We start from the raw sequence: 24,911 nt of genomic DNA, 5'->3' as shown, positions 1-24,911 counted from the left end.
ATTCTTAGCTTATTTTACTTAAGTATTCTTGGTATTTTTCTAAGTTAGAATCAGATTTTTCTTCGGCTATTTTAATAGCAGTTTTAATATGTTTTTTGGCTTCTTTCTTTTTCTTTAAGGTAAAATTTGCTTGTGCTATACCAAAATGCATTTCAGCTAATTCTTTAGAATCGCTAAAATTATTGATGCCATTATTAAAAAAAGTTAAGGCAGATGTTATATCACCATGTTTAAGATACATTTGACCCAAACGATTTTGCCAATAACCAGACTGATATCTTTTAGTACTTAAAACATCTTTAAACTCATTCATGAACAACTTGAAATAATCAAAATTATCTTTGTTCCAAGCTAACCATATAAGTCCATTTTTAGTAGAATCATCTATTGATTTTGGGAAACTAAAACGCTCTCCACGTTCTTTAAAATATGTTTTTAAACTTGGTATGCCTCCAAATTGCTCATAATCTTCAAAGCTACTAAAATTAACAGATTCAAAGTTGTGGTAAAAATATCGTAAGCCATAATACATGGTTAAATATGGCAATGTTTCATGGGTTTCATTATCAAACTTTTTATAAATCCATTTTAAATTTTTAGGCGCTTCATTTTCTAATAATTTAGCTAAATCGTTAGTATACTCTATAGTATAAATGTCCTTTTTTGAATTGGTCATATATAAATAGTAGTTACTTAAGTTAGAGCCTTTTTTAAAAGCTTCTACCATTTCTACTGTTGGGCTTCCTCCATTAGATAATATGACACCATCAAATAAAGGTTCTTCATTTAATAACATGTACGAACTAATAAAGGCACTCATTTCCCATCCAAACAAAACACGTGTTTTAGAGGCTTTATAGGTTGCTTCTATATACGGGATTAATTCGTCTGCTAAAAATGAATAATAAGTTTCTTTTTTGCTCCATTTTATATCAGTACGTTTAGGATAATTGTTTTGAAGACCAACAATAATCATTTCTGGGATAGCACCAGGAACTTGTAATGATTCTTGAATAGCTACTCCATTTTTAAAATGCAATTGACCATCAAGAATGTATAATACAGGGTATTTCTTTTCAGAATTGTGGTAATTTTTTGGAAGATATACTTGAAAACCTCTTTCTCCTTTTAATATGCTTGAGTTAATTGTGTGATTTTTGCCGATAACAATATCATGATTTTTTGATTGAGAATATGTAGTTTGGATATTAAAAAGTATTATTAATAAAGCTACTTTAAGAATACATTTCATGATTTTGATTTTTTTAAAAGAATTGATTAGGTTCAATAACAAAGAAATAAGTAAATACTCAAAAAAATCATAATTAAAATATAAAATTAGATGTGTTCGTAATAGTGCGAAAATCAAGCAAATATTTTTTGTTTCTTTACACGATTAAATTCATTTTATGTTTAAAAGTCCTTCAACATTTTACCAAGAGCAATTAAAAAAATATTTAAAAGAAGTGAAATCTTTTAAATCGCGATTAGTACTAATGAGTACTTATCGATTATTGGTTTTTGTAATTACAAGTTTAGGTGTCTATTTCTTTTTCAATAATTGGCAAATAGCTCTCATTATTGCTATTGTTGGTATTGCACTTTTTTTATACTTATTGTCTAGATATACTGATGTTAAGGCACAACGAGATTTAGCAAAAGTATTAGTTACACTTAATGAAGAAGAAATTAAAATTGGCACAGGCGAGTTTCAACATAGATCAAGTGGTTTAGAATTTCAAAACCCAACGCACTTTTATAGCTTAGATATTGATTTATTTGGAAGAGGTTCTTTTTTTCAATTCATTAATAGAACAGCTATTTCCGAAGGTAAAGAGCGATTAGCAAGTATTTTAACTGCTAATAATATTAACAGCATTGTTAAACGTCAAGAAGCTATTAAAGAGCTTTCCGAAAAAGCAATTTGGCGACAAAACTATACAGCAAAAGCACAACTTATTTCGGTAGAAACACCAGCAAGAACTATTATAAATTGGTTAAAGCAACACAAGTTGTTTTTACCAAAATCTATGGCTTGGTTACCAGAAGTATTTAGTGTTTTATTTTTAATAATTACAAGTTGTGCAATTTTTGGAGTAATTCCAGTAGAGTATGTTGGCTACTGGTTGTTTGTAGGTTTAGGAATTACTGGGTTTTATTTAAAAAAGATTAACGATTTAGCGTTAAATACAAGTAAAGTAAAAGATACATTTAGGCAATATGCTGCATTGCTAAATCAAATTGAAAATGAAACATTCAAGTCTGAATTACTAAAAGAGAAACAACTAAAAATACAATCGGAATCAAAAAAAGCTTCAGAGATATTTAAGTCACTTTCTAAAGCGTTAGATGCGCTTGATAATAGAAACAATTTACTGTCGGCAATTTTTGGAAATGGGTATTTTCTTTGGGATTTAAAACAGAGCTATAAAATTGAAAAATGGATTGCGCAATATGCAGACAAAGTAGAAGATTGGTTTGAAGTTGTATCGTTTTTTGATGCATATAACTCTTTAGGAAATTATGTGTTTAATCATCCTAATTTTACATTTTCATATATTACTTCTAAAGGTGAGGTCGTAAATGCAAAAGATTTAGGGCATCCATTATTAGATAAAGAAAAAAGAGTCACTAGTAATGTTAGAATTAATAACGAGCAGTTCTTTATTGTTACAGGTGCTAATATGGCTGGGAAAAGTACTTTTTTACGCACCATTTCTTTGCATATAGTAATGGCAAATGCTGGATTGCCTGTTTGTGCTAAAACAAGCGAGTATAATCCTGTAAAGCTTGTTACAAGTATGCGTACAAGTGATTCGTTAATCGATGATAGTTCGTATTTCTTTTCAGAATTAACACGTTTAAAGTTTATTGTAGATGCTATTAAAAAAGAGCCATATTTTATTATTCTTGATGAAATTTTAAAAGGCACTAATAGCACAGATAAAGCCATTGGCTCACGTAAGTTTGTAGAAAAATTGGTTGCTAGTAATGCCACAGGAATTATAGCTACGCACGACTTAAGTTTATGTGAAATAGAAAAGGAGTTAAACGATGTGCAAAATTATTATTTTGATGCACAAATTGTTAATGATGAACTCTTTTTTGATTATAAATTAAAACAAGGTGTTTGTCAAAATATGAATGCTAGTTTCTTATTAAAAAAGATGGAAATAGTCTAACTGATTTTTTTAAGAACAAAAAAAGAAGATTTTAGAACATTTTGTTGTTTAAAATGATTACAAATAACGTAGGAGTTTTTACATTAGCATTTAGACAAAATTTGGGATGAATAAAGTCAAAGTTTTAGTAGTAGAAGACGAAATTATTATAGCAGATAATATTTGTGATACATTAACCGATTTAGGTTATCAGGCTTTTGAACCAGCAATAAGTTATACTGAAGCTATTAGCGTAATTGAAGAAGAAACACCAGATATTGCTATTTTAGATATTCAATTATCAGGAAAAAAAACAGGAATAGATATAGCAAAAAAGATAAAAGAAGAATACGACTTTCCCTTTATTTTTCTTACTTCAAATACAGATGCTATTACATTAAATGAAGCTAAAAAAGTAATGCCTCCTGCTTATTTAGTAAAACCTTTTTCTAAAGAAGAACTTTATACTTCTATTGAAATTGCTTTGTATAACTATTCAAATAAAACAGGAAAGGCAAGTAATGAAGGGTTTATTATAAATGATGCCTTATTTATTAAAGAAAAAGGTGCTTTTATAAAGTTGTTATTTGAAGATATTTTATTTTTAAGAAGTGCACATGTTTATGCTGAGATTATTTTAAAGAATGGCACCATACATGTAGTTAGAACTAGCCTTAATGATATATTAAACAAGCTTAATCATAAATTTATTAGAGTGCATAGAGGTTATATTATCAACACTATTTACTTAAATCAAATAAGTCATAATTGCATTAAACTTGACAATTATGATATTCCTATTGGTAAAAAGTTTAAAGAAAATTTAATTAATAAGTTAAACTTAATTTAGTGACACATATTAATGCTTTTAGAACATTTTTTAAGATAATACCTTGAACCTAAAGTATATTTGTTTATAGCCTTTTTAACAATACGTGTGTTTGTTACGTTATGAGAGGTTTTAAAAGTAATTTTCAAGGGTTTAATTAATTAACTGCCTCTTTAGCAAGAGGCTTTTTTAATTTAAATAAAAATATATTTGTGAAGTACATTAACCCAACCAACCTTAAATGAAAAAAGTTATAGTTTTCGTTTTTTTATTGTTTAGTTTTTTAAGTAGCAATGCACAATCTCAAAATGTTAAGGATTTTGATAAGTTGTCACAAAAAATCAAGAATACTAAAAATAGAGATAGTATTAGTTTATTATTAAAGCAACAAGAAGCAATAGCTAGATTGATAGATGATAAATCGTACTTAGCAGAAGTATTTGTTAGCTATGGTCTTAACTCATCTTATGATGGTGAGCAAATGGAACGCTATTACAATGATGCATATACTATCTTTATAGAATTAAAAGACACTTTTAATCTAGCAAAAACAAGGTATTTAATAGCAAAATCAAAGTTAGGACAGGATGATTATTTTAATGTTTTAAAAGAGGCAGATAGCGCAAGTTATTGGTTTAACTTTCTTGATGACGACACATATAAAATAAGAACACATACATTAAAATCGAATTCTTATAGTCATTTAGGTGACTATGCTAATGCACTTTCAGAATTAAATGTTGCTAAAGAGATTGCTCTAAAAAGTGATGATCCAGATAAAGAATTAATTAGAATTTATGGAAGCGAGAGTTTAATACACTATTCAAATAAAAACTTTGAAGATGCTATTGAAACTCTAAAAAAGATTGTAAGTTTTTACGAAGAGCGAGAAGATTATAAGCGTATTGTTATTTGGTCTAACAACCTAGCAAGTACTTATTTTGAGTGTAACTGTAGAACGATTGATACTCAAGAAACACTATTGTTGAAGTCAATAGTTTATGCAAAAAAAGCAAGCTTTACTTATGGAGAAGCATTTGCAAATAGGTTATTGGCAAGTATTTATTTAAAAGAAAAAGATACCAATAAAGCGAAGTTGTATTTAGATGAAATAGCGTCACTAATGCCACAAATTAAGGTAATGGATTTTAAAGGTTTGGTTAATGAAACATATGGTAGTTATTGGGAAACTTTAGGTGATAACCAAAAAGCTATTGACTATTTTCAAAAGGCGTACAATGTCTATAAAGAGATAGGAAGTTTAAATAGCCAGCAAATAGTAACAAAACAGTTGGCTGTTTTATATAATAAAGCAGGTAGCTCTAAAAAGGCATATTATTATTTAAATGACTTTTTAATAGTAAACGATTCTTTATTTGGTAAAGAAAAAGTAGAAGAGTTAAAAGAATTAGAGTTAACAGCTAAGTTTGAGCGCGAAAAGTATGTTGACAGCTTACAGAGAGCACAAGAAAAGCAATTAACAAAACTAAATCACGACTTAGAAATTGCTAAACAAAAAAAGAATGCCAACATACTTTATTCATTTTTACTAGTTTCTGCATTATTAGCTCTTTTTGCATTTATAGCATTTCGAAAAAAGAAAAAGCAATCAGTTATTTTAGATGCAAAAAACAAGCAAATTGAAAAGGCTTTACACGAAAAACAATTATTACTTAAAGAAGTGCATCATCGAGTTAAAAATAACTTTCAGATAGTATCAAGTTTACTAGAATTACAAACTAAAGGTATTGAAGATGAACAAGCTTTAAAGCTAGCCGAAGAAGGTAAAAGTAGAGTAAAATCTATGGCTTTAATACATCAAAAACTATATCAAAATGAAGATTTATTAATCGAGTTTGATGCTTATGTAAAAAGCTTAGTGAAAGATATTTCAATGATGTATGGAAAAGATAAAAAACCAAAAATTAATATAAATGTACCTAATTACAAGTTCGATATTGATACTGCAATACCATTAGGTTTAATTATTAATGAACTTATTACAAATGCGTATAAGTATGGTTTTAATTCTGAAAAGCAAACATTAGATATAATATTAACAAAAGAGAAAAATCAAAACTATATTTTAAAGGTAAAAGACAATGGTAAAGGTTTACCAGAGAGTTTTGATTTTTCTAAAGCCAAAAGTCTTGGGTTAAGACTTGTGAGGCGTCTTTCTAAGCAACTACATGGTGTTACAACTTATTTTTACGATAATGGTGCAAACTTTTCAGTAACATTTAAAGACACTAATGCTAGAGCAGCGATGGAATAATTATTCAACTATTTTAATGATAATTGGAGAAGGAGGTTTAGCACGGAGACTACTACCATAAATTCTTACTTTAATATCAAAAACATGAACAATATCTCCAATTTTAAGATTGTGTAAAATTTTATCGCTCGTTTCTTTAGTAATTGTATTGCCTTCTATTTCAATTGATTTTGTTAAACTTTTTGTGTGAATTTTGAAGCTTGTTACATAAAAGTTATAATCGAATAAGAAATTATCTAATCGAGCATCTATAAGAGCGTTAGATAATTGTTCTTTTTTGATTAATACTTCACAACTTGTTCCACAACCAAGGCCATTGATTGTTCCTCTTAGTTTACTTAAATTTTTTATTCTTAGTGTTTTTGTGCTTTTTATGGTGTCACCATTAGGCATAATAGCCATAATTTTTACTTCGACAGTTTTTCCGCCTCCAGCTGTAAATGTATAGTTACCATATTCGTCAATCTTTTTTAAACCTGGAGCAGATGCAACTACTTTGATTGCATTTGGCACAGAAATTTTTACTGGATTAGTAACACCTCTATAAACAATATTCATTTTGCTCAATTCTAGAACTGTTTCTGTTTTTGAAGTGTCTATTGTTTTTAAAGACACCAATTCTTCTTTAAGTAATTTGTTTTCTGTGAGTAATTGAGTTCTAGAAACCCTTGAAGAGTTACAACTAAAGCATAATAAAGCTAATACGTAAAGTAAATGATGAGTTTTAATAGTTTGACGGTTTTGTGTGTAACTATAACACAAAATACTCATTTTTATTTTATGAGTAAGCTTATCTCTTCAACCATCTCTTTTGCATTTTTATCTTCTGGTTTTAAGCTTAGTACTTTATAGTAATTTTTTAATGCTTCAGTGTAGTTTTTAGACTCATAATAGGCTTCTGCTAAACTATCATATACATTGTGTTTGTATGGAAATATTTTAGTGTTCAAATCAAAAATATAAAGTGCTTCTTCAAGTTTGTTTGCTCTAAGGTTTACATAGCCTAAAGTATTAAGTTCTCTACTACCTTTTACAAATTCTGCCAGTTGAGGTACTAAAGTGTTTTCCATAGTTTTTAAAGAATCTATACTGTTAGTAGCAATGAGTCCATGTACATAATTAGCCGCAAGATAATGAGGTCTGTATGTCCCATTAATTATAGCTTCAAAATCATGCTCAAAAGTAGTTTTTGGATGTTCTACTATACGATTTACTTCTTGACCATTTTTATAAAATATAAAGGTAGGCACACGATGAATGTTTAACCCTTTTTCTTCTCCATTAGGACTTTGTTTATAGGCTTCAGCTGTTTTGTCAACAGCAATTACTTCTAATTGGTTTTCAGGAAAACCTACTGTTTCTAAAGCTTTATAAAACCTTGGAACTTCCTTTTTACTATCGCCACACCAAGTACCTAAAAACACTTTTATAGTATATTGTTGTAGTGAATCTTTAAGTGTTTTAACTAGTTTTTTATTGACAATATAAGCATCGTAGTTTTTAGAAAACCAATCGTTAAAAGGTGCTTGAGTAAGTCCTTCTTTATTAATTAAACCAAGTAATTTTTCTTTTCCTTTAGCATCTGTTGTTACATGGTTTATGGTTTGTGAAAAAGAAATTTGGAGGCAAAAAAGGATTGTTAAAATAAATACTATTCGTTTCATGATTGTTGATTAATGTTTCAATCAAAAGTAACAGCATGATTATTTTGTAGCTAATGTTATGTACACACAACATTAATGAGTTTATAAAAGGAAATAATTAACAAACAAACTGCATAAATGTAGTTTGTCACTACAAGAATGAATTTTATACATAATTTTTGATGATGTAAGCAATTCTAATTACTTTTCAAGACCAATGTCCATGTTTAATAAAAACATATCCCAAGTTTTAGTACACATCCTGTTTTGGATGCTGTTTGTGTTTGCGTCATTATTTGTGTTTTCACCTTATTATTGGAAACAAAATCCCTTTTTACAATATTTATTTATTCTAGTAATTATAGTGTATGTAAACAACATGGTGTTGTTACCATTTTTTGTAAAAAAGAAATTGTACATACTTTACATTTTTGTATTTGCAATTATTTCGGTATTTGCAACGCAGTTATATTGTTATGTATTTGCACAATGCGGTTGCTCATTAATGAAGTGTTTGAGCGATTATTTATGGCAAACATTAGTGCCTTTAATATTCTTTTCGTTTGTGTGGATGTTATATCGTTATTTGGATAAGCAAGAAGAAGTTGAAGCGATTAAGTTGGAACATACAGAAATGGAATTAAAATTCTTAAAGTCTCAAATTAATCCGCATGTATTGTTTAATAATTTAAATACGATTTATTCGTATTCAATAGAAAAACCACAAGAAACTCCAGAGCTTATTTTGATGTTATCTGATAACTTAAAACATGTGCTATATGAGAGTAATTCAAAAACAATTTCTTTAGAAAAAGAGCTACAGTTTTTAGATAATTATATCAAGTTTCAAAAGATAAGAACCGAAGGTGTTAAAGAGATTTCATATCATGTGAATGTTGATAATTCAATGCATCAAATAGCACCATTGTTAATTATCACTATTATTGAAAATGCTTTTAAACATAGTATCATACATAGTGTGGTTGATATTAATATTAATGTAAAGAATGGTCAGTTGGAATGTGTTTGTAAAAACAAGTATAATAAAGACAAAACATCGACTTCAGACTTTAGAATAGGATTGAAAAACCTAGAAAAGCGACTACAGTTACTATATAAAGATGCACATGAGTTTGAGATTACTAGAAATGATGTGTTTAAAGTATATTTAAAACTTAATTTACAATGAATTGTATAATTATTGAAGATGAAATACCAGCACAAAAAATTCTAAAAAATTATTTAGAAAAACTACCTAATGTACATTTGTTAGCAACGTTTAACGCTGCAATTGAGGCAAGTGCGTTTTTAAATAGTAATGATGTTGATTTACTTTTTCTAGATATTAATTTACCAGATATTTCTGGTTTAGATTTTATTAAAACGGTAAAAAATCCACCAGCAGTAATTATGACAACTGCTTATCCAGATTATGCAGTGAGTAGTTTTGAATTAGAAACCATTGTAGATTATTTAGTAAAACCATTTTCGTTCGAGCGTTTTTATAGAGCTGTAAAAAAAGCCCAAGATAGAGTACAGCCAAAGCAAGTTGAAGCTAACGTAAAAGAGGCTAAGAGTATTTTTTTAAATGTAGATAAAACATTGCATAAAATTGTATTGGATGATATTGTTTATATAGAGTCTGATAGAAATTATATAACAGTTGTTACAAAACAAGGAAAGCACTCTTACATTGATTCTTTAAAAAATTGGGTAGATAGATTACCTTCAAATATATTTATACAAATTCATAAATCATATATTATTAATAGTAAAGAGGTAAATAAGATTTCGGGAAATGAAATTTACCTTGATGGAAATCGCATTCCAATAGGTAGAACTTATAAGCAGGACTTACTTAAGTTTTTAAAGATTTAGGAACTTTATTTTTCAATCGAAAGTTTTCTATAAACATATTATATTTAGAGTATGAAACATACCTCTAAACTTCCCAACTTAGAAACTACTATTTTTTCGGTAATGAGCGCTTTAGCTCATAAGCACAATGCTATTAACTTATCGCAAGGGTATCCAAATTTTGAAAGTGACAAAACATTACAAAAGTTAGTGGCTAAAGCGATGGATAATGGGTACAACCAATATGCGCCAATGCCTGGGACTTTTGGTTTACGAGAAGCTATAGCTAAAAAGTTTGATTTGCTTTATCGCTCAACGTATCACCCCGAATCAGAAATTGTCGTTACAGCAGGAGCAACACAAGCTATTTATACTGCTATTACAGCTTTTATTAGGCCAGAAGATGAGGTTGTTGTATTTAGACCTGCTTACGATTGTTATGTGCCAACAATTGAGCTTAATGGAGGAAAAGCTATTTCTATACAATTAGAAGCACCAAATTATGCTATAAATTGGGATGAGGTGAAAACTAAGGTGTCTTATAAAACAAAAATGATTATTGTAAACACACCTCACAATCCAAGTGGTACTGTAATGAGTAAAGAAGATATGCAACAGTTAGAAGCTATTACTCGAGATACCAATATAATTGTATTAAGTGATGAAGTTTACGAGCATATAGTTTTTGATGACGAACAACACCAAAGTGCCTGCTTATTTCCAGAGCTTAAAAAACGCAGTTTTATTACTGCTTCTTTTGGAAAAACATTTCATAATACAGGTTGGAAAATGGGCTATTGCTGCGCACCAAAAGATTTAATGAATGAGTTTGTAAAAGTGCATCAGTTTAATGTGTTTAGCGTTAACCACCCTATGCAAAAAGCATTAGCTGTTTATTTACAAAACGAAAATCATTATTTAGAATTGGCTTCATTCTTTCAAGCTAAACGCGATTTGTTTTTAGAGTTGATAAAGGATTCTAAATTTAAATTTTCAGCATCTAAAGGCACGTATTTTCAGGCAGTAGATTATTCGCAAATAAGCACTCAAAATGATGAAGCTTTTTGTAAATGGTTAACCATTGAAAAAGGAGTAGCTGCTATCCCAATTTCGGTATTTAATAAAGATAAGTATGACCAAAAAATGATTCGTTTTTGTTTTGCTAAAACAGACGATACACTTAAACAAGCAGCAGATATTTTAAACCAAATTTAGTTTCATTAACCAATCGGTTTGTTTGTCCTTTCCAACAAAATAAGGATGTGTTCCAAACTTTTTAAAACCATAGCGTTTATAAAACTTAATAGCAGCTTTGTTTTTCTCCCAAACACCTAGCCATAAAAAGTTAGCTTTTGCTTTTTTAGCAAGTGAAATCACCTTTTTTAAAATGTGTTTGCCTATGCCTTGTCCTTGAAAAGGTTTAATTACATAAATACGTTCTAATTCAACCGTGTTTTTAGCAAACTGTTCTGTTTGAGCCTCATTTTTATTGATTTTAAAATAACCTACCAATACATTTTTAAGGTACACGAAATAAAAAGAAGAATTAATATCTAATAGTTGCTCTATTAGGGTTTCTTCGCTAAACGAATTATTAATGTAAGTCCAAAAATCTTCAGGTTTATTATGCTTTTCAAATGCAGTCACAAAAGTAGCTCTAGAAATATCAGTTAAGATACCTAAATCTTCCATAGTGCATATTTCGAAGTTTAAATCCATAGCATACTATAAATTTACTCAAAAAATTAATTACTTTTAATCTATGCAAGACAAATTAAAAGTAGCCTTAGTTCAAACAAGTTTGATATGGGAATCACCTAAGGAAAATAGAGCTGTACTTTCAGAAAAAATAAGAAGCATTAAAAGCGATGTAGATGTTATTGTTTTACCAGAAATGTTTACTTCTGGATTTACAATGAATCCAGATGCTGTAACCGAAACTATGGATGGAACAACCATAAAATGGATGAAAACGCTAGCAAAAGATGTTGATGCAGCTATTTGTGGTAGTCTTGTAATTAGTGAAGATGCTAATTATTATAATCGGTTTGTTTTTGTGAAACCAGATGCTTCAATAGTATTTTACGATAAACGTCATACGTTCACTTTAGCTGGAGAGGATAAGGTTTATAAGTCAGGCAATGAAAATATTTTGATAACCTACAAAGGATGGAAAATTAGACCTTTAATATGTTACGATTTACGTTTTCCTGTTTGGGCAAGAAATATAGATAATTACGATATGCTTATTTATGTTGCCAACTGGCCAAAGCCTAGAGTTAATGCTTGGGATGCTTTATTAAAAGCTAGAGCAATTGAAAATATGAGTTATTGCATTGGTGTAAATAGAGTAGGTGTGGATGCTAATGATTTAGAGTATTCTGGACACTCCAATGTTTATAATGGCTTAGGTGATGCTCAAATACAACTAAGCGATGCTCAAGAAGGTATTGCTGTTACTGTATTAGATAAAAATCACTTAATTGCAATTAGAGAAAGTCTAAGATTTTTGAACGATAGAGATAGTTTTATAATTAACTAGTCAATAAGCACAAATTCTTGAATTAAGTCCCAACCAGCTCTTACATCTAATACCTCTGGAAAATAACTAACGCGTTCTGGTTGTTGCTTTTTAAGGAAGTTTCCTGTATCAAATTTGCCATTACCATTTGTATCAAAAATAACACGTATTAAATAGTTTCCTGCATCTAGATTATTAAAGTCTAAAGGTTCAGCCTTTGTCGATGTTTTTTCATATTTAACTTCTCCTTTTTCACTTGTTAACTGCACCACTACTGGATATTTAGCATTTTTAAGTAATACTCGTACATTTCCATAGTCAGATAATTGTCTTGTTCTTAAGTTATAATTAAGCGTGTCGTTAACCGTTCCAAAAAAATCAGTTAAAGCTCCAGGTAGCATTTCAATTTTATAAGTATTACCTTCGGTTTTATCAAACTTAAAGTTAGAGATGTTATTTACTTTATCGTAAGACGATGTAAAAGGAACATTTACAGAGTCCTTGTCCATTATTTTAATCTTACTATTATCAATTTTACTATTCGGAAGGTTTGAAGTTATTTGAAAGTCTTCTTTCAGCTTTAAGACTCTAGATTCAATAGCGTTATAAATTAAAGAATCTCTTTCTTGGTCTTTAATTTTTACAACAAGTGTATCTCTGTATTTTTTATTAGAAACTTCAAATATTAAAGAGTCTACCTCTAATTTTGGTTTGTACCAAAAATTAAGTGTGTCCTTATCAGGGTCTTTAGTTATTTGACTTTTAAAATCGTTAGGAAGTTGTGATAGTGGCTTTATTTGCATGCCTTCATGACTTCCTTCATAACCAAAAGCTATTTTATTACCACTTACTAGTTTTGGTCTTGTTGCTTTAAAATCAATTTCTTCTTTAAAAACATTTAATACATATGCAGTGTCTGAAGGAACCGTAATAAATTCTTTTCTAAATCCTATTTTATCAGTTTTTTGCTGATAAGTGTAATTACTGTTTTCTTCTTTTAAAGCTACCATTAAGTATTTACCTGCTTTTAAATTTTCTAGTTTAAAAGTAGAAGTACTGTCTAAAGTACTAGACACATACTTTGGTTTTTCTTTATAAATAATAGAGTCTGTATAGCTGTCATTAACTTCATAAAGCATTACAGATACAAATTCTTCTGGTTTTTTATCTAGAGCATCTGTAACAATACCACTAACAGATAAAGAATCAATATAAGAACCTGTTGAGAATACATACTTGTAATAAGGATAAGGATTGCCCTCATTATTATCTACAATGCTTTCACCAAAATTAAAAGCATAGGTTGTGTTTTCCTGTAAAGTATCATGGATTTTAATGGTGATGTATTTGCTTGCAGTACCTAAAGGTGTAATCTCAGGTTCTGGGTCCATTGGAGGCGAAATAATAAGTTGCTTTTGCAGGTTGTTTATTTTAATGTACTCATCAAAATAAATTTTTATCTCTTTACCTTTAAAATTAGTCGTAAAGTTATCTGGACTAGACTTAGTAATTACTGGAGGTGTTACATCTTTTTCACCACCTGTTGGAGTACCTCTATTAGCACAGTTAATAAAGACGAAACTTATAATAATTAAGAAAATAAAATTTGAGAGCTTCTTACTCATTACATAAAGATTTTGCACAAATTAACAACATATTTTAGTACTAACGAAAAATGCCTTAAGCAATTGCCATGGTAGCTATACTAATTTGTATGTTTTGTACATTATTTAACATATTAACACATGCTTCAATAGTAGCACCTGTAGTAATGATGTCATCAACTAATAAAATATGCTTGTTATTTATTTTCGAAACATTTTCAATAGCAAAAACCTCATTGTTGCGTGTCCATCTAGAGATCCTGTTTTTAAAAACTTGTGTTTTGGTATTAGTTACTTTTATTAAAACATTGTCTACATAATCAGCATTCAAAGCCTTAGCTATTTCTTTACCAAAAAGAGCGACTTGATTATAACCTCTCTTCTTAAGTTTTTGTTTGTGTAATGGTATTGGAATTACAATGTCAATGTTTTTGTATTGCTCTATTTTACTAAGTTCAGTGCCTAACCATTTACCAAGAGTTGCGCCAATATTTTCTTGTTTTTTATATTTTAAATTATGAATTAACTGTTGAACTATTCCTTTTTTTTCAAAATGAAATAAAGACGTAGCAAGCTCTAGTTTTACGCGTCCTGAAAAACTATTTTTGATAGTTGAATCGTTATTAAAATGATAATTTGTTACTGGTAATTCGTGTCTACACGAAATGCAAATTTCTTTTTCATTGTCAGTCAGTAAGTTACTGCATGCGTAACAAACTTCGGGAAAAAATAAGTTCAACAAATTTTTTATCACTTAATCGATTATTATTAGTTAACACAAACTTAATATATATTTTCGCTTTCGTTAATTAATTTACCCTTACAATAGTTTAATCATGATAGTTAACCCTCAATTATTTAACTACAGAATAACTATAGGAACATTAGTAGTAGCAATAGCAGTTTTAGCAACATTTAGTTTTACGAGTTATAACGAAAGTCAAACTCAAGAAACATATTTAAAACAAGAAAAAGCACTTTTGCATAATGACCTTTCAGAGGTTATTTCTAAGTACGAAAACTTGTTAGAAACTAATAAAAGTCTAGAGCAGCAATATAATATAACAAAAGAAGAAGTGACTGAGGCTAATTTAGCCTTAAAGCAAATAAAATCACAATCGGCTTTAGTTAATAATTATAGAAAAGAGTTAAAGTTCCTAAAGCAACAACAAGAAACGTTAGTAAGCAAGCAACAAGCTGTTGCGAGCAATAATAATGAGTTGACTGCTGAAATTTCTGCACTTAAAAAACAGCTTAAAACACAAGAAGCTAATTACAATACATTAAAAATTGAAAAAGTATCTTTAGAAAACACACTAAACGAAGCTTCATTATTGATGGCTAATTCGTTTGAGGCAAAAGCATTTAAAGTAAGAAACAAGAACAAAAAAATTGAAACTCACAGTGCTAATGAAGCAGATAATATTCATTTATGTTTTGTATTAGCAGAAAATGTTTTGGCACCTAAAGGAAATAAAGATTTTTACATTCAAGTAATTGGTCCAGATAGCAATATTGTGTCTGACCAAGGCTCTATTGAGTTTGACGATTCTTTACTTATTTATAGTTCAAAAACTACAGTTGAGTATAATAATCAAGTATTAGAAGTTTGTGCAGACATAGAAAAAGAAGAATACTTTAAAGAAGGACTATATTATATTAGTGTTTTTGAAGACGAAAGACGCTTAGGAGGCACTAAAATAGAACTAAATTAATTCAAACAAATAAATAATTTTTAAGCAACCGTTCCTTTGTTTGGAACGGTTTTTTATTTTTGCAACATGGCAAATCAAGACGATAAATTTAAGAAGGTAATATCGCATGCAAAGGAGTATGGATATGTGTTTCAAAGTAGCGAAATATATGACGGTTTAAGTGCTGTTTATGATTACGCTCAAAATGGTGTAGAGCTTAAAAAAAACATACGCGACTATTGGTGGAAAGCTATGGTGCAAATGAACGAAAACATTGTAGGATTAGATTCTGCAATTTTCATGCATCCTACCACTTGGAAAGCTTCAGGTCACGTTGATGCTTTTAACGATCCTTTAATTGATAATAAGGATTCTAAAAAGCGTTATAGAGCTGATGTTTTAGTTGAGGATTATTGCCTTAAGATTGAAGCTAAAATTGAAAAGGAAGTAAAAAAAGCAGCTAAACGTTTTGGTGATGCTTTTAATAAAGAAGAGTTTGTATCTACTAATGGACGTGTTTTAGGATATCAAGAAAAAATTGATACTATTCTTAAGCGTTTAGGGCAATCTTTAGAGAATGAAGATTTAGCAGATGTAAAGGCACTTATAGAAGAGCTTGGTATTGCAGATCCATTAACTGGAAGTAAAAATTGGACTGATGTAAAGCAGTTTAATTTAATGTTTGGGACTAAGTTAGGAGCTTCTGCTGATAGTGCAATGGATTTATATTTACGTCCAGAAACGGCACAAGGTATTTTTGTTAACTTTTCTAACGTTCAAAAAACAGGACGTATGAAAATTCCATTTGGTATTGCTCAAACAGGAAAAGCTTTTAGAAATGAGATTGTTGCAAGACAATTTATTTTTAGAATGCGTGAGTTTGAACAAATGGAAATGCAATATTTTATAAAACCTGGAACTCAAAAGGAATGGTATGAGCATTGGAAAGAAACTCGTTTAAAGTGGCACTTATCATTAGGAATGGGAGCGGATAATTACCGTTTCCATGATCATGAAAAATTAGCGCACTATGCTGATGCAGCTGCTGATATTGAGTTTAAATTTCCATTCGGATTTAAAGAGTTAGAAGGTATTCATTCACGTACAGATTTCGATTTAAAAGCTCACGAGGAGCATTCTGGGAAAAAACTACAGTTTTTTGACCCTGAAGAAAACAAAAGTTATGTGCCTTACGTGTTAGAAACCTCTATTGGTTTAGATAGAATGTTCTTAGCGGTATTCTCAAACTCTTTACAAGAAGAAGAATTAGAAAATAATACTACAAGAACTGTATTAAAGTTACCAGCAGTATTAGCACCTACAAAAGCAGCAATTTTCCCATTAGTGAAGAAAGATGGTTTGCCAGATGTTGCACGTAAAATTGTAGATGAATTAAAATGGGATTTTAATGTAATGTATGATGAAAAAGATGCAGTTGGTAAGCGTTACAGACGTCAAGATGCTGCAGGAACACCATTTTGTATTACTGTAGATCACGATACTTTAGAAGATAATACTGTTACAATTCGTCATAGAGATACGATGGAGCAAAAGCGTGTTAAAATTGAAGAACTAAGAGATATCATTAAAGAAGAAGTTGATGTAAAATCTTGGTTAAAAAAGATGCAATAAGTTTAACTTATCATATAAAAAAAGCGTCAAGAATTCTTGACGCTTTTTTTGTTTTCCTCACCCAAAGCTCAAATTTACTCATTTTGATTTTTTTGAATTTATTTATTTTTTGATTTTTGACGTAAATATTAAATCTATTAAATGAAACAGATAGTAATAATTTGTATTCTCTTTAGTTTAAAAATCTCATCTGGACAAATTAATATGGATACCATTTATGGTAATCCTAAATCGGTAAGAGAAAAAGTTGAGTTTTTAAATACTAAAAAGCAAAATCATCAATTTATGAGTGGAGATGGAGATTATGGGCATGCGACTATTTTTTTTCCTAAGAATATTAAAGGAAGATTTTATTCATATTGGTTTGAGGGTGTTGATTGTTTTTATATAAATTATTATAAAACGTTTTTAAAAAATGGGAAACCATCATATGAAGTATGGTATAATAAAGATGGAAGTTTTAATAGGAAATATAGTTATAAATATGATGATAAGAATAATTTAATTATTAAAAAAGACTCAGGATATTATGAGAGTATAAATGTTAAGAGACATTATTATGATTATAAAGGAAATCTTCAAACCGTATTAAGTCATTATTTAGATGAGTATAATTCATATAGCTATAGAATTTATAAATATGATAATCTAGATAGATTAATAAGAGAAGAATATTATTCTGAAGAAGGATATCATTATAGTTTTAATAGGTTTTACAACGAAGAAGATGACAAGTTAATAAGAATAGAAAGACATTTTCCATTGGGTAAATTAAAAACTAATACAAATGATAATGAAATAGTACTTTATACGTATGATTATGATAAGTTGGGTAATATTACACGAGAACTTAGATTTAACGAAGAAACTCAAATGGTAAATCGTAAAATTGTATATGAATATGATGATTTTAATAATCTAATCAAAAGAACAAGTTATAGAAGTCTTACAGAAATAAATGTATTTGATCGACAGGAATATACTTTCAATAAAAAAAACTTAAAAATTAAGGAAAAGAGGATTTCTTCAACTTTAGATAATGAGGTAATGAAAATGCAATATTCAGAAAATAATTATATCATAGAGGTTAATTTGGTTAAAGGGGATAAAGAATATAAAATTAAGTTTGATTATAAATTTGATAAAAATGGCAATTGGGTAAAGGTGATTAAAAATGTTAATGATGAACCATTATATATATGGACGCGAGAAATAGAGTATTATTAATACTTTATGTTATCCCAATTATTATCTCCTTTTTCTACTAAATGAGTTGGGTTTTCGTTTAACCATAGTTTGAGCGTATTTGTTCCCCAAGCATTATAAAACAGATAAAGCTTTCCATTACGTATCTCAAAAGTTTTTGGGTCAATGCTAACTTTTTTAGCTTTTAAAGCTACAGCGTAAGCACAGTAACCTCCATATTGAGGAATATATTTTTCTGGTGTTTTTAAAAATGCGTTTAAGTTTTCTTGAGTTGAGAACTTATATTTAATAGTATCATATTCGGTTGTAAATTTCTTATCACCTTCTATAGCTTGATTATTAAAGTAAGCTACTACATCATATCCTTGGGCAGCAAATCCTTTTTTAGTGTTATAGTCTATATTTTGAGCTTGTAAAGAAAACAACCCAACAAAAAACAATAAAATCAATCCTCTCATAATGTTTTTGTTTTAAGTCGGTTGCTAATCAATATAATTACAATCAAAAAAGCTTCAATAATTATTGAAGCTTTTTTGATTTGTATTTAATGACTATGGCCTACACCTTCAGTATCTGCTAATAACATATAAGCGCCTTTGGTAAGTACTTGCTTATTTTGAAAAGCAGCTGTGTTTAATACTTCAACAAAGGATTCATTTTGCTTGCCTATAGTAACTTCTATCTTTTCAAACTCAAAATTACCATTATTGTCAGACTCTAAAATAAGTGCATAATACACACCATCCATTTCAGCAACTGCGGCTTTTGGAATTGCCATTTTTTTCACTCTATCTGTTATAATTTGAGCTTCAACAAACATACCTCTAACAAATGTAGCTAGATGATTATCTTCAGGTAAATGACCATGTACTTTAATTGTTCTGTTGGTTTCATCAACCGAAGTACCTACTAAATAAACATCAGCAGCAAAAATGTCTTCACTAGCTTCAGGTATTTTAAAATTAATAGCTTGTCCTTTTCTAACCTTTAAAATATCTTTTTCAAAAACGGTTAGTTCTAAATGAATGTGGTCTGTGTCTACAATTTCTATCACTTCTGTAGAGGCATCTACAAACGATCCATTGCTTACATTAACTTTGGTTACAAAACCCGAAATTGGTGCATAAAGGTTAATCGTTGATGTAATTTTGCCTTGTTCTACAGCATTAGAATTTATATTTAACATTCTAAGTTTTTGTTTCAAACCATTATAGTGCGCTAAGTTACTTTTATACTCACTTTCAGCTTTTAAGTAGTTTTTTTGAGACGTAATTTGCTCGTCGTATAATGTTTTTTGTCTTTCAAACTCAGACTTTAAGTAATTAAGTGTTTCAGAAATTTCAAGATAATTTTGTTGAAGTTCAATAAACTCTGGATTTTCTAGAGTTACAACTAGTTGTCCTTTTTTTACTTCATCTCCAATTAATAAAGGAGTGTTTTTGACATAACCAGACATAAAAGTGCTAACACTCGCTTTGTTTTTAGGAGGTACATCAATATAACCAGTAGTTGTTACTGCTTCATGAAAATCAACTTTGGCAAGTTTACCTAGTTGCATGTTTTCAGATTTAAACTGAGCTGAAGTTACATTAAAATGCTCATGATGATCTTCGTTAACTGAACTTACTTTTTTTGTTTCTTCTTTATTTCCACAAGACCAAATGAGTAGTGAAAATAGTAGGATATATATATGTTTCATTGTTTAAGGATTTATAAGATTAAATGGTTAATTGCAATAACAGTTTGATTATAGTTATTTAAAGACTCTAAATAGCTTAATTCAATGTTTTTAGCGTTTTCAATACTTTGGATGAATTGGAAGAAGTCTATTTCTCCATGTTTAAAACTACGTTCGGCAGTTTTAATAATTTCTTTAGAGAGGACTTTTCCTTGGGTTTCGTAATAATTTAAGCTTTCTTCATGTTGCTCTAATTCTGCTAGTAAAGCATTGTATTCTGCCTCATAACTTAGCTTATAGTTTTCTTGCTTTTCTTCAGCAGCTTTAAAAGCTAATTTAGAAGCTTTAATTTTTGAAGCATTGGCATTAAAAAACAGAGGTATTTTTATACCAAATTGATAACCTTTAATATTTGAGTTTAAGGTGCTATTGGTTCCTTGAAAATATTCAATACTTAAATCAGGTAATAGACTTTGTTTCTCTAATCGTTCGGCAGATTTATAGTAATCTTTATAACGTTCTAAATAATCTAATCCAAGGTTTGCATCACTAGGTAAGCTATTTAACTCTAACTTTTCCAGAGATAAAGTTTCAAAGTTTAAGATTTCACCTTGAACAACTTTTTTTAGTTGCTCTTGATAAATTACTGTTTCTTTTAAACTTTGCTTGTAAATGGTTTCTAAATGCTTGTGTTTTGATTGCGCGGTAATCATCTCCAAATAGTTAGTTTCTCCTAACTCAAAACGCCTTTTTGAAGCTTTTGAAAAATTAGCATATAAACTATCTAAATACTTAATAGTATTGGCTTTTTGATTGGCATAACTTAAGTTATAAAAAGCAGAATATACTTCGCGTTTTATTTTTTGTATTTGCATGTTATATTCAGCTTCAGCAATATTTTTAGTAGCTTTATTTAGATTCTTTTCTGCGAAATAGACAGTAGGAAATTTAAAGTCTTGCGAGATTCCAAACACTTTTAGTGGCCTATCATTTATAGCTATATTATTCTCGTCATAACTGTAATAGACAGAGGTTTTGTCAAAATTAAAAGCACTGTTTATTAAGGTTTGTTTTTCTTCAACAGTTAGTGAAGATGCTTTTAACTCAGCATTGTTTTCCAAAGCCAAGGCTAATATACTATCTATAGTTAAAGGTTCTTGGGCATATGTATTAAAAGAAAAAAGTATAATTGCTACAGTAGTAATACCATTTTTATTTAGCTTAAAACTCTTTTTCTCAAACCATGCATATAATACAGGAAGCACGACCAAAGTTAAAATAGTTGCAGTAATTAAACCTCCAATAACAACGGTTGCTAATGGTCTTTGTACTTCAGCACCAGCACTAGTAGATACTGCCATTGGTAAAAACCCAAGTGCAGCTGCAGAAGCTGTTAAAAGTACAGGACGTAAACGCTCTGTAGTTCCTTTAATAATAAGCTCTTTTAAATCCATAATACCTTGTTCTTTTAATGATTTAAAATGTTCAATAAGTACAATACCATTAAGTACAGCAATTCCAAAAAGTGCGATAAAACCAACACCAGCCGAAATACTAAAAGGCAAATCTCTAAGCCATAACAACAAAATACCGCCAACTGCAGCCAATGGTATTGCAGAGTAAACCATTAGTGCTTCTTTAACTGAGCCAAAAGCAAAATATAGTAATACAAAAATTAAAAATAGAGCAACAGGAACAGCTACTTTTAAACGTTGTGTGGCATTTTGTAAATTTTCAAATTGGCCTCCATAAGTAATATTATAACCAGCCGGAAGATTTATGTTAGATGCAATTCTTGTTTGAATATCATTTACAACCGATTGTAAATCGCGATTCCTAACATTAACTCCAACAACGATACGACGCTTCGTGTCGTCTCTAGATATTTGAGCTGGACCTTTTGTGTATTGGATGTCTGCTAATTCGCTTAAAGGAATTTTTGTGCCATTAGGAGTATCAATTAACAGATTTTTTAAACTGTTGATATTTTGTCTTTGAGATTTATCTAATCGTAAGACCAAATCAAAACGTTTTTCACCTTCAAAGATGCTACCAACAGCATCACCAGCAAACCCCATAGATAACATTTGGTTTAAGTCTGAAATATTAAGGCCATAACGTGCAATTTTATGTCTGTTATAAGTAACACTCATTTGAGGTAAACCTTGTACTTTTTCTACAGATATATCTGAAGCACCCTCTACATCTTCAATTAAGTTTTTAATCTCATTGGCTTTGTTGGCTAATACTTCTAAATCTTCACCAAAAATTTTCACCGCAACATCAGCTCTAACTCCAGTAATTAATTCGTTAAAACGCATTTCTATTGGTTGCGTAAACTCTAATTCCATATTAGGAATTATAGCTAAAGCTTCTTTAAATTTTTCAGCTAATTCATCTTTTGATTTTGCCGAAGTCCATTGTCTTTTAGGTTTCAGTTTCACAATTACATCACTTTGTTCCATCGACATTGGATCTGTAGGAACTTCGGCAGCTCCAATTCTTGATACTACTTGGTCTACCTCTGGGAATTGCTCTAATAGAATAGTTTCAATTTTGGTAGTAATTTCAATAGTCTTCTTTAGAGATGTTCCTGTTTTAAGTACAGGCTGAATTGCAAAATCACCTTCATCTAGAGTAGGCACAAATTCTCCACCCATTCTTGAAAATGTCCAAAAACTAGAAGCTAGTAAAATAAGTGCTATACCAATAACAAGTGTTTTCTTTTCTAACGCCCAATTAATAATAGGTTGGTACCAATTGGTTATACTATTCATTAATCGAGATGAAATATTAACCTTATTTTTCACTGAAGGCTTTAAGAACATTGAAGCAACTACAGGAACATAGGTTAAGCATAAAACCATAGCGCCAATTAAAGCAAAACTAAAAGTTAAAGCCATTGGTTTAAACATTTTACCTTCAATACCACTTAATGATAAAATTGGAATAAAAACTATTAAGATAATGAGTTGACCAAATATGGCTGAATTCATCATTTTTGATGAACTTTTAAGTGTGATGGCGTCTATTTGAGATTGCTTGTCTTGATTTGATAAGTTGTTGAGTTTAGTGCTTTTTGACATAATTTGAAATGCAATAAACTCTACTATAATTACAGAGCCATCTATTATAATACCAAAATCAATAGCGCCTAAACTCATTAAGTTTGCATCAATACCAAAAAGATTCATTAATGTAATTGCAAATAATAAACTAAGAGGTATAATAGATGCTACGACTAATCCTGACCTTAAATTACCTAAGAGTAATACAACAATAAAAATGACAATAAGAGAACCAATAACTAAATTTTCTGCTACAGTATTGGTAGTTTTATTTATAAGCTCGCTACGTTCTAAAAAACCGTTTATATAGACACCATCTGGTAATGTTTTTTCAATAGAAGCAATTCTATTTTTAACAGCTGTTATAACTTGCTTTGAATTTCCGTCTTTAATCATCATGATTTGTCCCATGACTTTTTCTCCTTCGCCATTAGCTGTAATAGCACCAAAACGTGTAGCGCTACCAAAACCTACTTTGGCGATGTCTTTTACGTAAATTGGTAATCCATTTCTATTAGTAACAACAATGTTTTCTAAATCAGATAAAGATTTAATTAGTCCCTCACCTCTAATAAAGAAAGCTTCATTTTCTTTTTCAATATAACCACCTCCAGCAATACTGTTGTTTGTTTCTAAAGCTTCATATATTTCTGAAATAGAAATATTCATTGCTTTAAGTTTTTGAGGGTTAATAGCAACTTCATATTGTTTTAAAAACCCTCCCCAAGTATTAACTTCTACAACTCCAGGAATTCCTGATAATTGACGTTTTACAATCCAATCTTGAATGGTTCGTAAATCGGTTGTAGTGTATTTATCTTTAAATGCTGGTTTTACATCTAATGTGTATTGATAAATTTCTCCCAAACCAGTAGTTATAGGTCCCATTTCAGGAGAGCCAAAGCCTTCAGGAATTTGTTCTGAGGCAGATTTTATTTTTTCGGCAATTAACTGCCTAGGTAAATACGTTCCTAATTCGTCATTAAAAACAACAGTAACTACTGATAGTCCAAATTTAGAAACAGAACGAATTTCTTTTACTCCTGGTAAATTAGCCATTTCTAGCTCAACAGGGTAAGTAATAAACTGCTCTACATCTAAGGTTGAAAGATTTCTAGATGTAGTTAATACTTGTACTTGGTTATTGGTAATATCTGGAACAGCTCCAATAGAAACTTTTGTTAGAGAGAAGATTCCAAAACCAATAAGTATAGCAGTAAATAGTAATATGATTAGCTTATTTTTTAAGCTAAATCGAATAATATTTTCTAACATAATTCATTTTATTATACAATTAATAGAGAGCCTTTTGTATTAAACAAAAAGGCTTAAAATTTTATCAATAAATAAATTATGCTTGCTTAGGAGGTTGAAAGACAGATGGTTTTTCAAATAAAGAATGAGGCTCCTTATAAAAGAAATTTGAAGAAGACTCAATGAGTTTTTGTTGTTTTATTTCAAAAGTTAAGGTAGTAATAGTGAAAGTTGGAGAATTATGATGGCATGTTTGATGGTCATGTTTAAAAGGCAGTTCTTCATGCTCTTCATGTTCAGTACCATGATCAAAATTTGCAGAGCCATAATGCTCTGAAATAAAATCTAAAAATGTATCTCCATATTTTTCTTGATGAAAATCAGCATGTTCTATTAAAATACTAATTTTAGAAAAGTCTTCTAAACTAATATTTAAACTTTGCATTAAAATCAAAGTAGAGAAAAATATTGAAAATAGTTTGGTCATAA

Annotated in this window: 20 protein-coding genes; 10 read left to right on the top strand and 10 right to left on the bottom strand. The window is 29.5% G+C overall.

All coding sequences use genetic code 11. From position 1 onward, the window contains the following. Positions 1-4 precede the first annotated feature (4 nt). Positions 5-1,252 carry an alpha/beta hydrolase-fold protein gene (locus ACLII3_RS05010; RefSeq protein WP_412986984.1) on the bottom strand — a complete coding sequence of 416 codons (1,248 nt, stop codon included), beginning with the start codon at positions 1,250-1,252 and terminating at the stop codon, positions 5-7. Between the two features lie 157 nt (positions 1,253-1,409). Between ACLII3_RS05010 and ACLII3_RS05005 the strand changes: the two genes are divergently transcribed. The 3 genes from ACLII3_RS05005 (at position 1,410) to ACLII3_RS04995 (ending at position 6,265) form a co-directional block, all read left to right on the top strand. Then, the gene (locus ACLII3_RS05005) at positions 1,410-3,182 is read left to right on the top strand and encodes a MutS-related protein (RefSeq protein WP_412986982.1); all 1,773 of its coding nucleotides are present in this window, start codon (positions 1,410-1,412) and stop codon (positions 3,180-3,182) included. Between the two features lie 106 nt (positions 3,183-3,288). Next, on the top strand, positions 3,289-4,011 hold the full coding sequence (locus tag ACLII3_RS05000) for a response regulator (protein WP_412986981.1): 723 nt from the start codon (positions 3,289-3,291) through the stop codon (positions 4,009-4,011). A gap of 220 nt (positions 4,012-4,231) precedes the next feature. Then, a complete protein-coding gene (locus tag ACLII3_RS04995) occupies positions 4,232-6,265 on the top strand; it encodes a histidine kinase dimerization/phosphoacceptor domain -containing protein (protein WP_412986979.1) in 2,034 nt (677 codons plus the stop codon). Here ACLII3_RS04995 and ACLII3_RS04990 read toward each other — a convergent pair whose 3' ends face one another. Further along, entirely contained in the window at positions 6,266-7,036 is a 771-nt protein-coding gene (locus ACLII3_RS04990; RefSeq protein ID WP_412986978.1) for a GldM family protein, read from the bottom strand. Positions 7,037-7,038: 2 nt separating this feature from the next. Next, complete coding sequence (locus ACLII3_RS04985; protein WP_412986976.1) at positions 7,039-7,929, bottom strand: thioredoxin family protein; 891 nt, start codon at positions 7,927-7,929, stop codon at positions 7,039-7,041. Positions 7,930-8,413: 484 nt separating this feature from the next. Between ACLII3_RS04985 and ACLII3_RS04980 the strand changes: the two genes are divergently transcribed. From ACLII3_RS04980 to ACLII3_RS04970, 3 genes are read left to right on the top strand one after another with little or no spacing between them, the layout of a single operon-like run. Continuing rightward, positions 8,414-9,097, top strand: a complete 684-nt coding sequence (locus tag ACLII3_RS04980) for a sensor histidine kinase (RefSeq protein ID WP_412986974.1) — start codon at positions 8,414-8,416, stop codon at positions 9,095-9,097. Beyond that, entirely contained in the window at positions 9,094-9,786 is a 693-nt protein-coding gene (locus ACLII3_RS04975) for a LytR/AlgR family response regulator transcription factor (protein WP_412986973.1), read from the top strand. Before ACLII3_RS04980 ends, ACLII3_RS04975 begins: the two co-directional genes overlap by 4 nt. 51 nt (positions 9,787-9,837) lie before the next feature. Continuing rightward, positions 9,838-10,980, top strand: a complete 1,143-nt coding sequence (locus tag ACLII3_RS04970) for a methionine aminotransferase (protein WP_412986972.1) — start codon at positions 9,838-9,840, stop codon at positions 10,978-10,980. Here ACLII3_RS04970 and ACLII3_RS04965 read toward each other — a convergent pair. Then, complete coding sequence (locus tag ACLII3_RS04965) at positions 10,966-11,484, bottom strand: GNAT family N-acetyltransferase (protein WP_412986971.1); 519 nt, start codon at positions 11,482-11,484, stop codon at positions 10,966-10,968. The two genes, ACLII3_RS04970 and ACLII3_RS04965, sit on opposite strands and share 15 nt — an antisense overlap. A gap of 43 nt (positions 11,485-11,527) precedes the next feature. On the opposite strand from ACLII3_RS04965, the gene ACLII3_RS04960 reads away from it, so the two are divergent. After that, complete coding sequence (locus tag ACLII3_RS04960; protein ID WP_412986969.1) at positions 11,528-12,307, top strand: amidohydrolase; 780 nt, start codon at positions 11,528-11,530, stop codon at positions 12,305-12,307. Here the strand turns inward: ACLII3_RS04960 and ACLII3_RS04955 are convergent. After that, on the bottom strand, positions 12,304-13,911 hold the full coding sequence (locus ACLII3_RS04955) for an Ig-like domain-containing protein (RefSeq protein WP_412986967.1): 1,608 nt from the start codon (positions 13,909-13,911) through the stop codon (positions 12,304-12,306). The two genes, ACLII3_RS04960 and ACLII3_RS04955, sit on opposite strands and share 4 nt — an antisense overlap. Positions 13,912-13,966: 55 nt before the next feature. Next, positions 13,967-14,629, bottom strand: coding sequence for a ComF family protein (locus ACLII3_RS04950; RefSeq protein WP_412986965.1), 663 nt, complete (start codon positions 14,627-14,629; stop codon positions 13,967-13,969). 97 nt (positions 14,630-14,726) lie between these two features. On the opposite strand from ACLII3_RS04950, the gene ACLII3_RS04945 reads away from it, so the two are divergent. From ACLII3_RS04945 to ACLII3_RS04935, 3 genes are all read left to right on the top strand, one after another. Beyond that, the gene (locus ACLII3_RS04945; protein WP_412986964.1) at positions 14,727-15,605 is read left to right on the top strand and encodes a hypothetical protein; all 879 of its coding nucleotides are present in this window, start codon (positions 14,727-14,729) and stop codon (positions 15,603-15,605) included. 66 nt (positions 15,606-15,671) lie between these two features. Then, positions 15,672-17,216, top strand: coding sequence for a glycine--tRNA ligase (locus ACLII3_RS04940; RefSeq protein WP_412986963.1), 1,545 nt, complete (start codon positions 15,672-15,674; stop codon positions 17,214-17,216). Positions 17,217-17,357: 141 nt separating this feature from the next. Further along, on the top strand, positions 17,358-18,443 hold the full coding sequence (locus ACLII3_RS04935; protein ID WP_412986961.1) for a hypothetical protein: 1,086 nt from the start codon (positions 17,358-17,360) through the stop codon (positions 18,441-18,443). Here ACLII3_RS04935 and ACLII3_RS04930 read toward each other — a convergent pair. The 4 genes from ACLII3_RS04930 to ACLII3_RS04915 all read right to left on the bottom strand — a co-directional run bounded on the left by ACLII3_RS04930 (position 18,440) and on the right by ACLII3_RS04915 (position 24,867). Beyond that, entirely contained in the window at positions 18,440-18,880 is a 441-nt protein-coding gene (locus ACLII3_RS04930; RefSeq protein WP_412986960.1) for a YHS domain-containing (seleno)protein, read from the bottom strand. The two genes, ACLII3_RS04935 and ACLII3_RS04930, sit on opposite strands and share 4 nt — an antisense overlap. A gap of 86 nt (positions 18,881-18,966) precedes the next feature. Beyond that, a complete protein-coding gene (locus tag ACLII3_RS04925) occupies positions 18,967-20,121 on the bottom strand; it encodes an efflux RND transporter periplasmic adaptor subunit (RefSeq protein WP_412986958.1) in 1,155 nt (384 codons plus the stop codon). 11 nt (positions 20,122-20,132) lie between these two features. Continuing rightward, complete coding sequence (locus ACLII3_RS04920; RefSeq protein WP_412986956.1) at positions 20,133-24,443, bottom strand: CusA/CzcA family heavy metal efflux RND transporter; 4,311 nt, start codon at positions 24,441-24,443, stop codon at positions 20,133-20,135. A 76-nt stretch (positions 24,444-24,519) separates the two neighbouring features. Next, positions 24,520-24,867, bottom strand: coding sequence for a hypothetical protein (locus ACLII3_RS04915; RefSeq protein ID WP_412986954.1), 348 nt, complete (start codon positions 24,865-24,867; stop codon positions 24,520-24,522). Positions 24,868-24,911 lie beyond the last annotated feature (44 nt).

Origin of the sequence: Pontimicrobium sp. IMCC45349, assembly GCF_047219225.1 — a bacterium.
In the GTDB taxonomy this organism is placed as follows: Bacteria; Bacteroidota; Bacteroidia; order Flavobacteriales; family Flavobacteriaceae; genus IMCC45349.
Note: the sequence above shows the minus strand (reverse complement) of the source record. Positions and strands in the feature narration are given on the sequence as shown.

Excerpts from the sequence above, each read along its gene's own strand:
- ACLII3_RS05010 (WP_412986984.1), bottom strand. The coding sequence starts at position 1,252 with ATGAAATGTATTCTTAAAGTAGCTTTATTAATAATACTTTTTAATATC.
- ACLII3_RS05005 (WP_412986982.1), top strand. The coding sequence starts at position 1,410 with ATGTTTAAAAGTCCTTCAACATTTTACCAAGAGCAATTAAAAAAATAT.
- ACLII3_RS05000 (WP_412986981.1), top strand. The coding sequence starts at position 3,289 with ATGAATAAAGTCAAAGTTTTAGTAGTAGAAGACGAAATTATTATAGCA.
- ACLII3_RS04995 (WP_412986979.1), top strand. The coding sequence starts at position 4,232 with ATGAAAAAAGTTATAGTTTTCGTTTTTTTATTGTTTAGTTTTTTAAGT.
- ACLII3_RS04990 (WP_412986978.1), bottom strand. The coding sequence starts at position 7,036 with ATGAGTATTTTGTGTTATAGTTACACACAAAACCGTCAAACTATTAAA.
- ACLII3_RS04985 (WP_412986976.1), bottom strand. The coding sequence starts at position 7,929 with ATGAAACGAATAGTATTTATTTTAACAATCCTTTTTTGCCTCCAAATT.
- ACLII3_RS04980 (WP_412986974.1), top strand. The coding sequence starts at position 8,414 with ATGAAGTGTTTGAGCGATTATTTATGGCAAACATTAGTGCCTTTAATA.
- ACLII3_RS04975 (WP_412986973.1), top strand. The coding sequence starts at position 9,094 with ATGAATTGTATAATTATTGAAGATGAAATACCAGCACAAAAAATTCTA.
- ACLII3_RS04970 (WP_412986972.1), top strand. The coding sequence starts at position 9,838 with ATGAAACATACCTCTAAACTTCCCAACTTAGAAACTACTATTTTTTCG.
- ACLII3_RS04965 (WP_412986971.1), bottom strand. The coding sequence starts at position 11,484 with ATGGATTTAAACTTCGAAATATGCACTATGGAAGATTTAGGTATCTTA.
- ACLII3_RS04960 (WP_412986969.1), top strand. The coding sequence starts at position 11,528 with ATGCAAGACAAATTAAAAGTAGCCTTAGTTCAAACAAGTTTGATATGG.
- ACLII3_RS04955 (WP_412986967.1), bottom strand. The coding sequence starts at position 13,911 with ATGAGTAAGAAGCTCTCAAATTTTATTTTCTTAATTATTATAAGTTTC.
- ACLII3_RS04945 (WP_412986964.1), top strand. The coding sequence starts at position 14,727 with ATGATAGTTAACCCTCAATTATTTAACTACAGAATAACTATAGGAACA.
- ACLII3_RS04940 (WP_412986963.1), top strand. The coding sequence starts at position 15,672 with ATGGCAAATCAAGACGATAAATTTAAGAAGGTAATATCGCATGCAAAG.
- ACLII3_RS04935 (WP_412986961.1), top strand. The coding sequence starts at position 17,358 with ATGAAACAGATAGTAATAATTTGTATTCTCTTTAGTTTAAAAATCTCA.
- ACLII3_RS04930 (WP_412986960.1), bottom strand. The coding sequence starts at position 18,880 with ATGAGAGGATTGATTTTATTGTTTTTTGTTGGGTTGTTTTCTTTACAA.
- ACLII3_RS04925 (WP_412986958.1), bottom strand. The coding sequence starts at position 20,121 with ATGAAACATATATATATCCTACTATTTTCACTACTCATTTGGTCTTGT.
- ACLII3_RS04920 (WP_412986956.1), bottom strand. The coding sequence starts at position 24,443 with ATGTTAGAAAATATTATTCGATTTAGCTTAAAAAATAAGCTAATCATA.
- ACLII3_RS04915 (WP_412986954.1), bottom strand. The coding sequence starts at position 24,867 with ATGCAAAGTTTAAATATTAGTTTAGAAGACTTTTCTAAAATTAGTATT.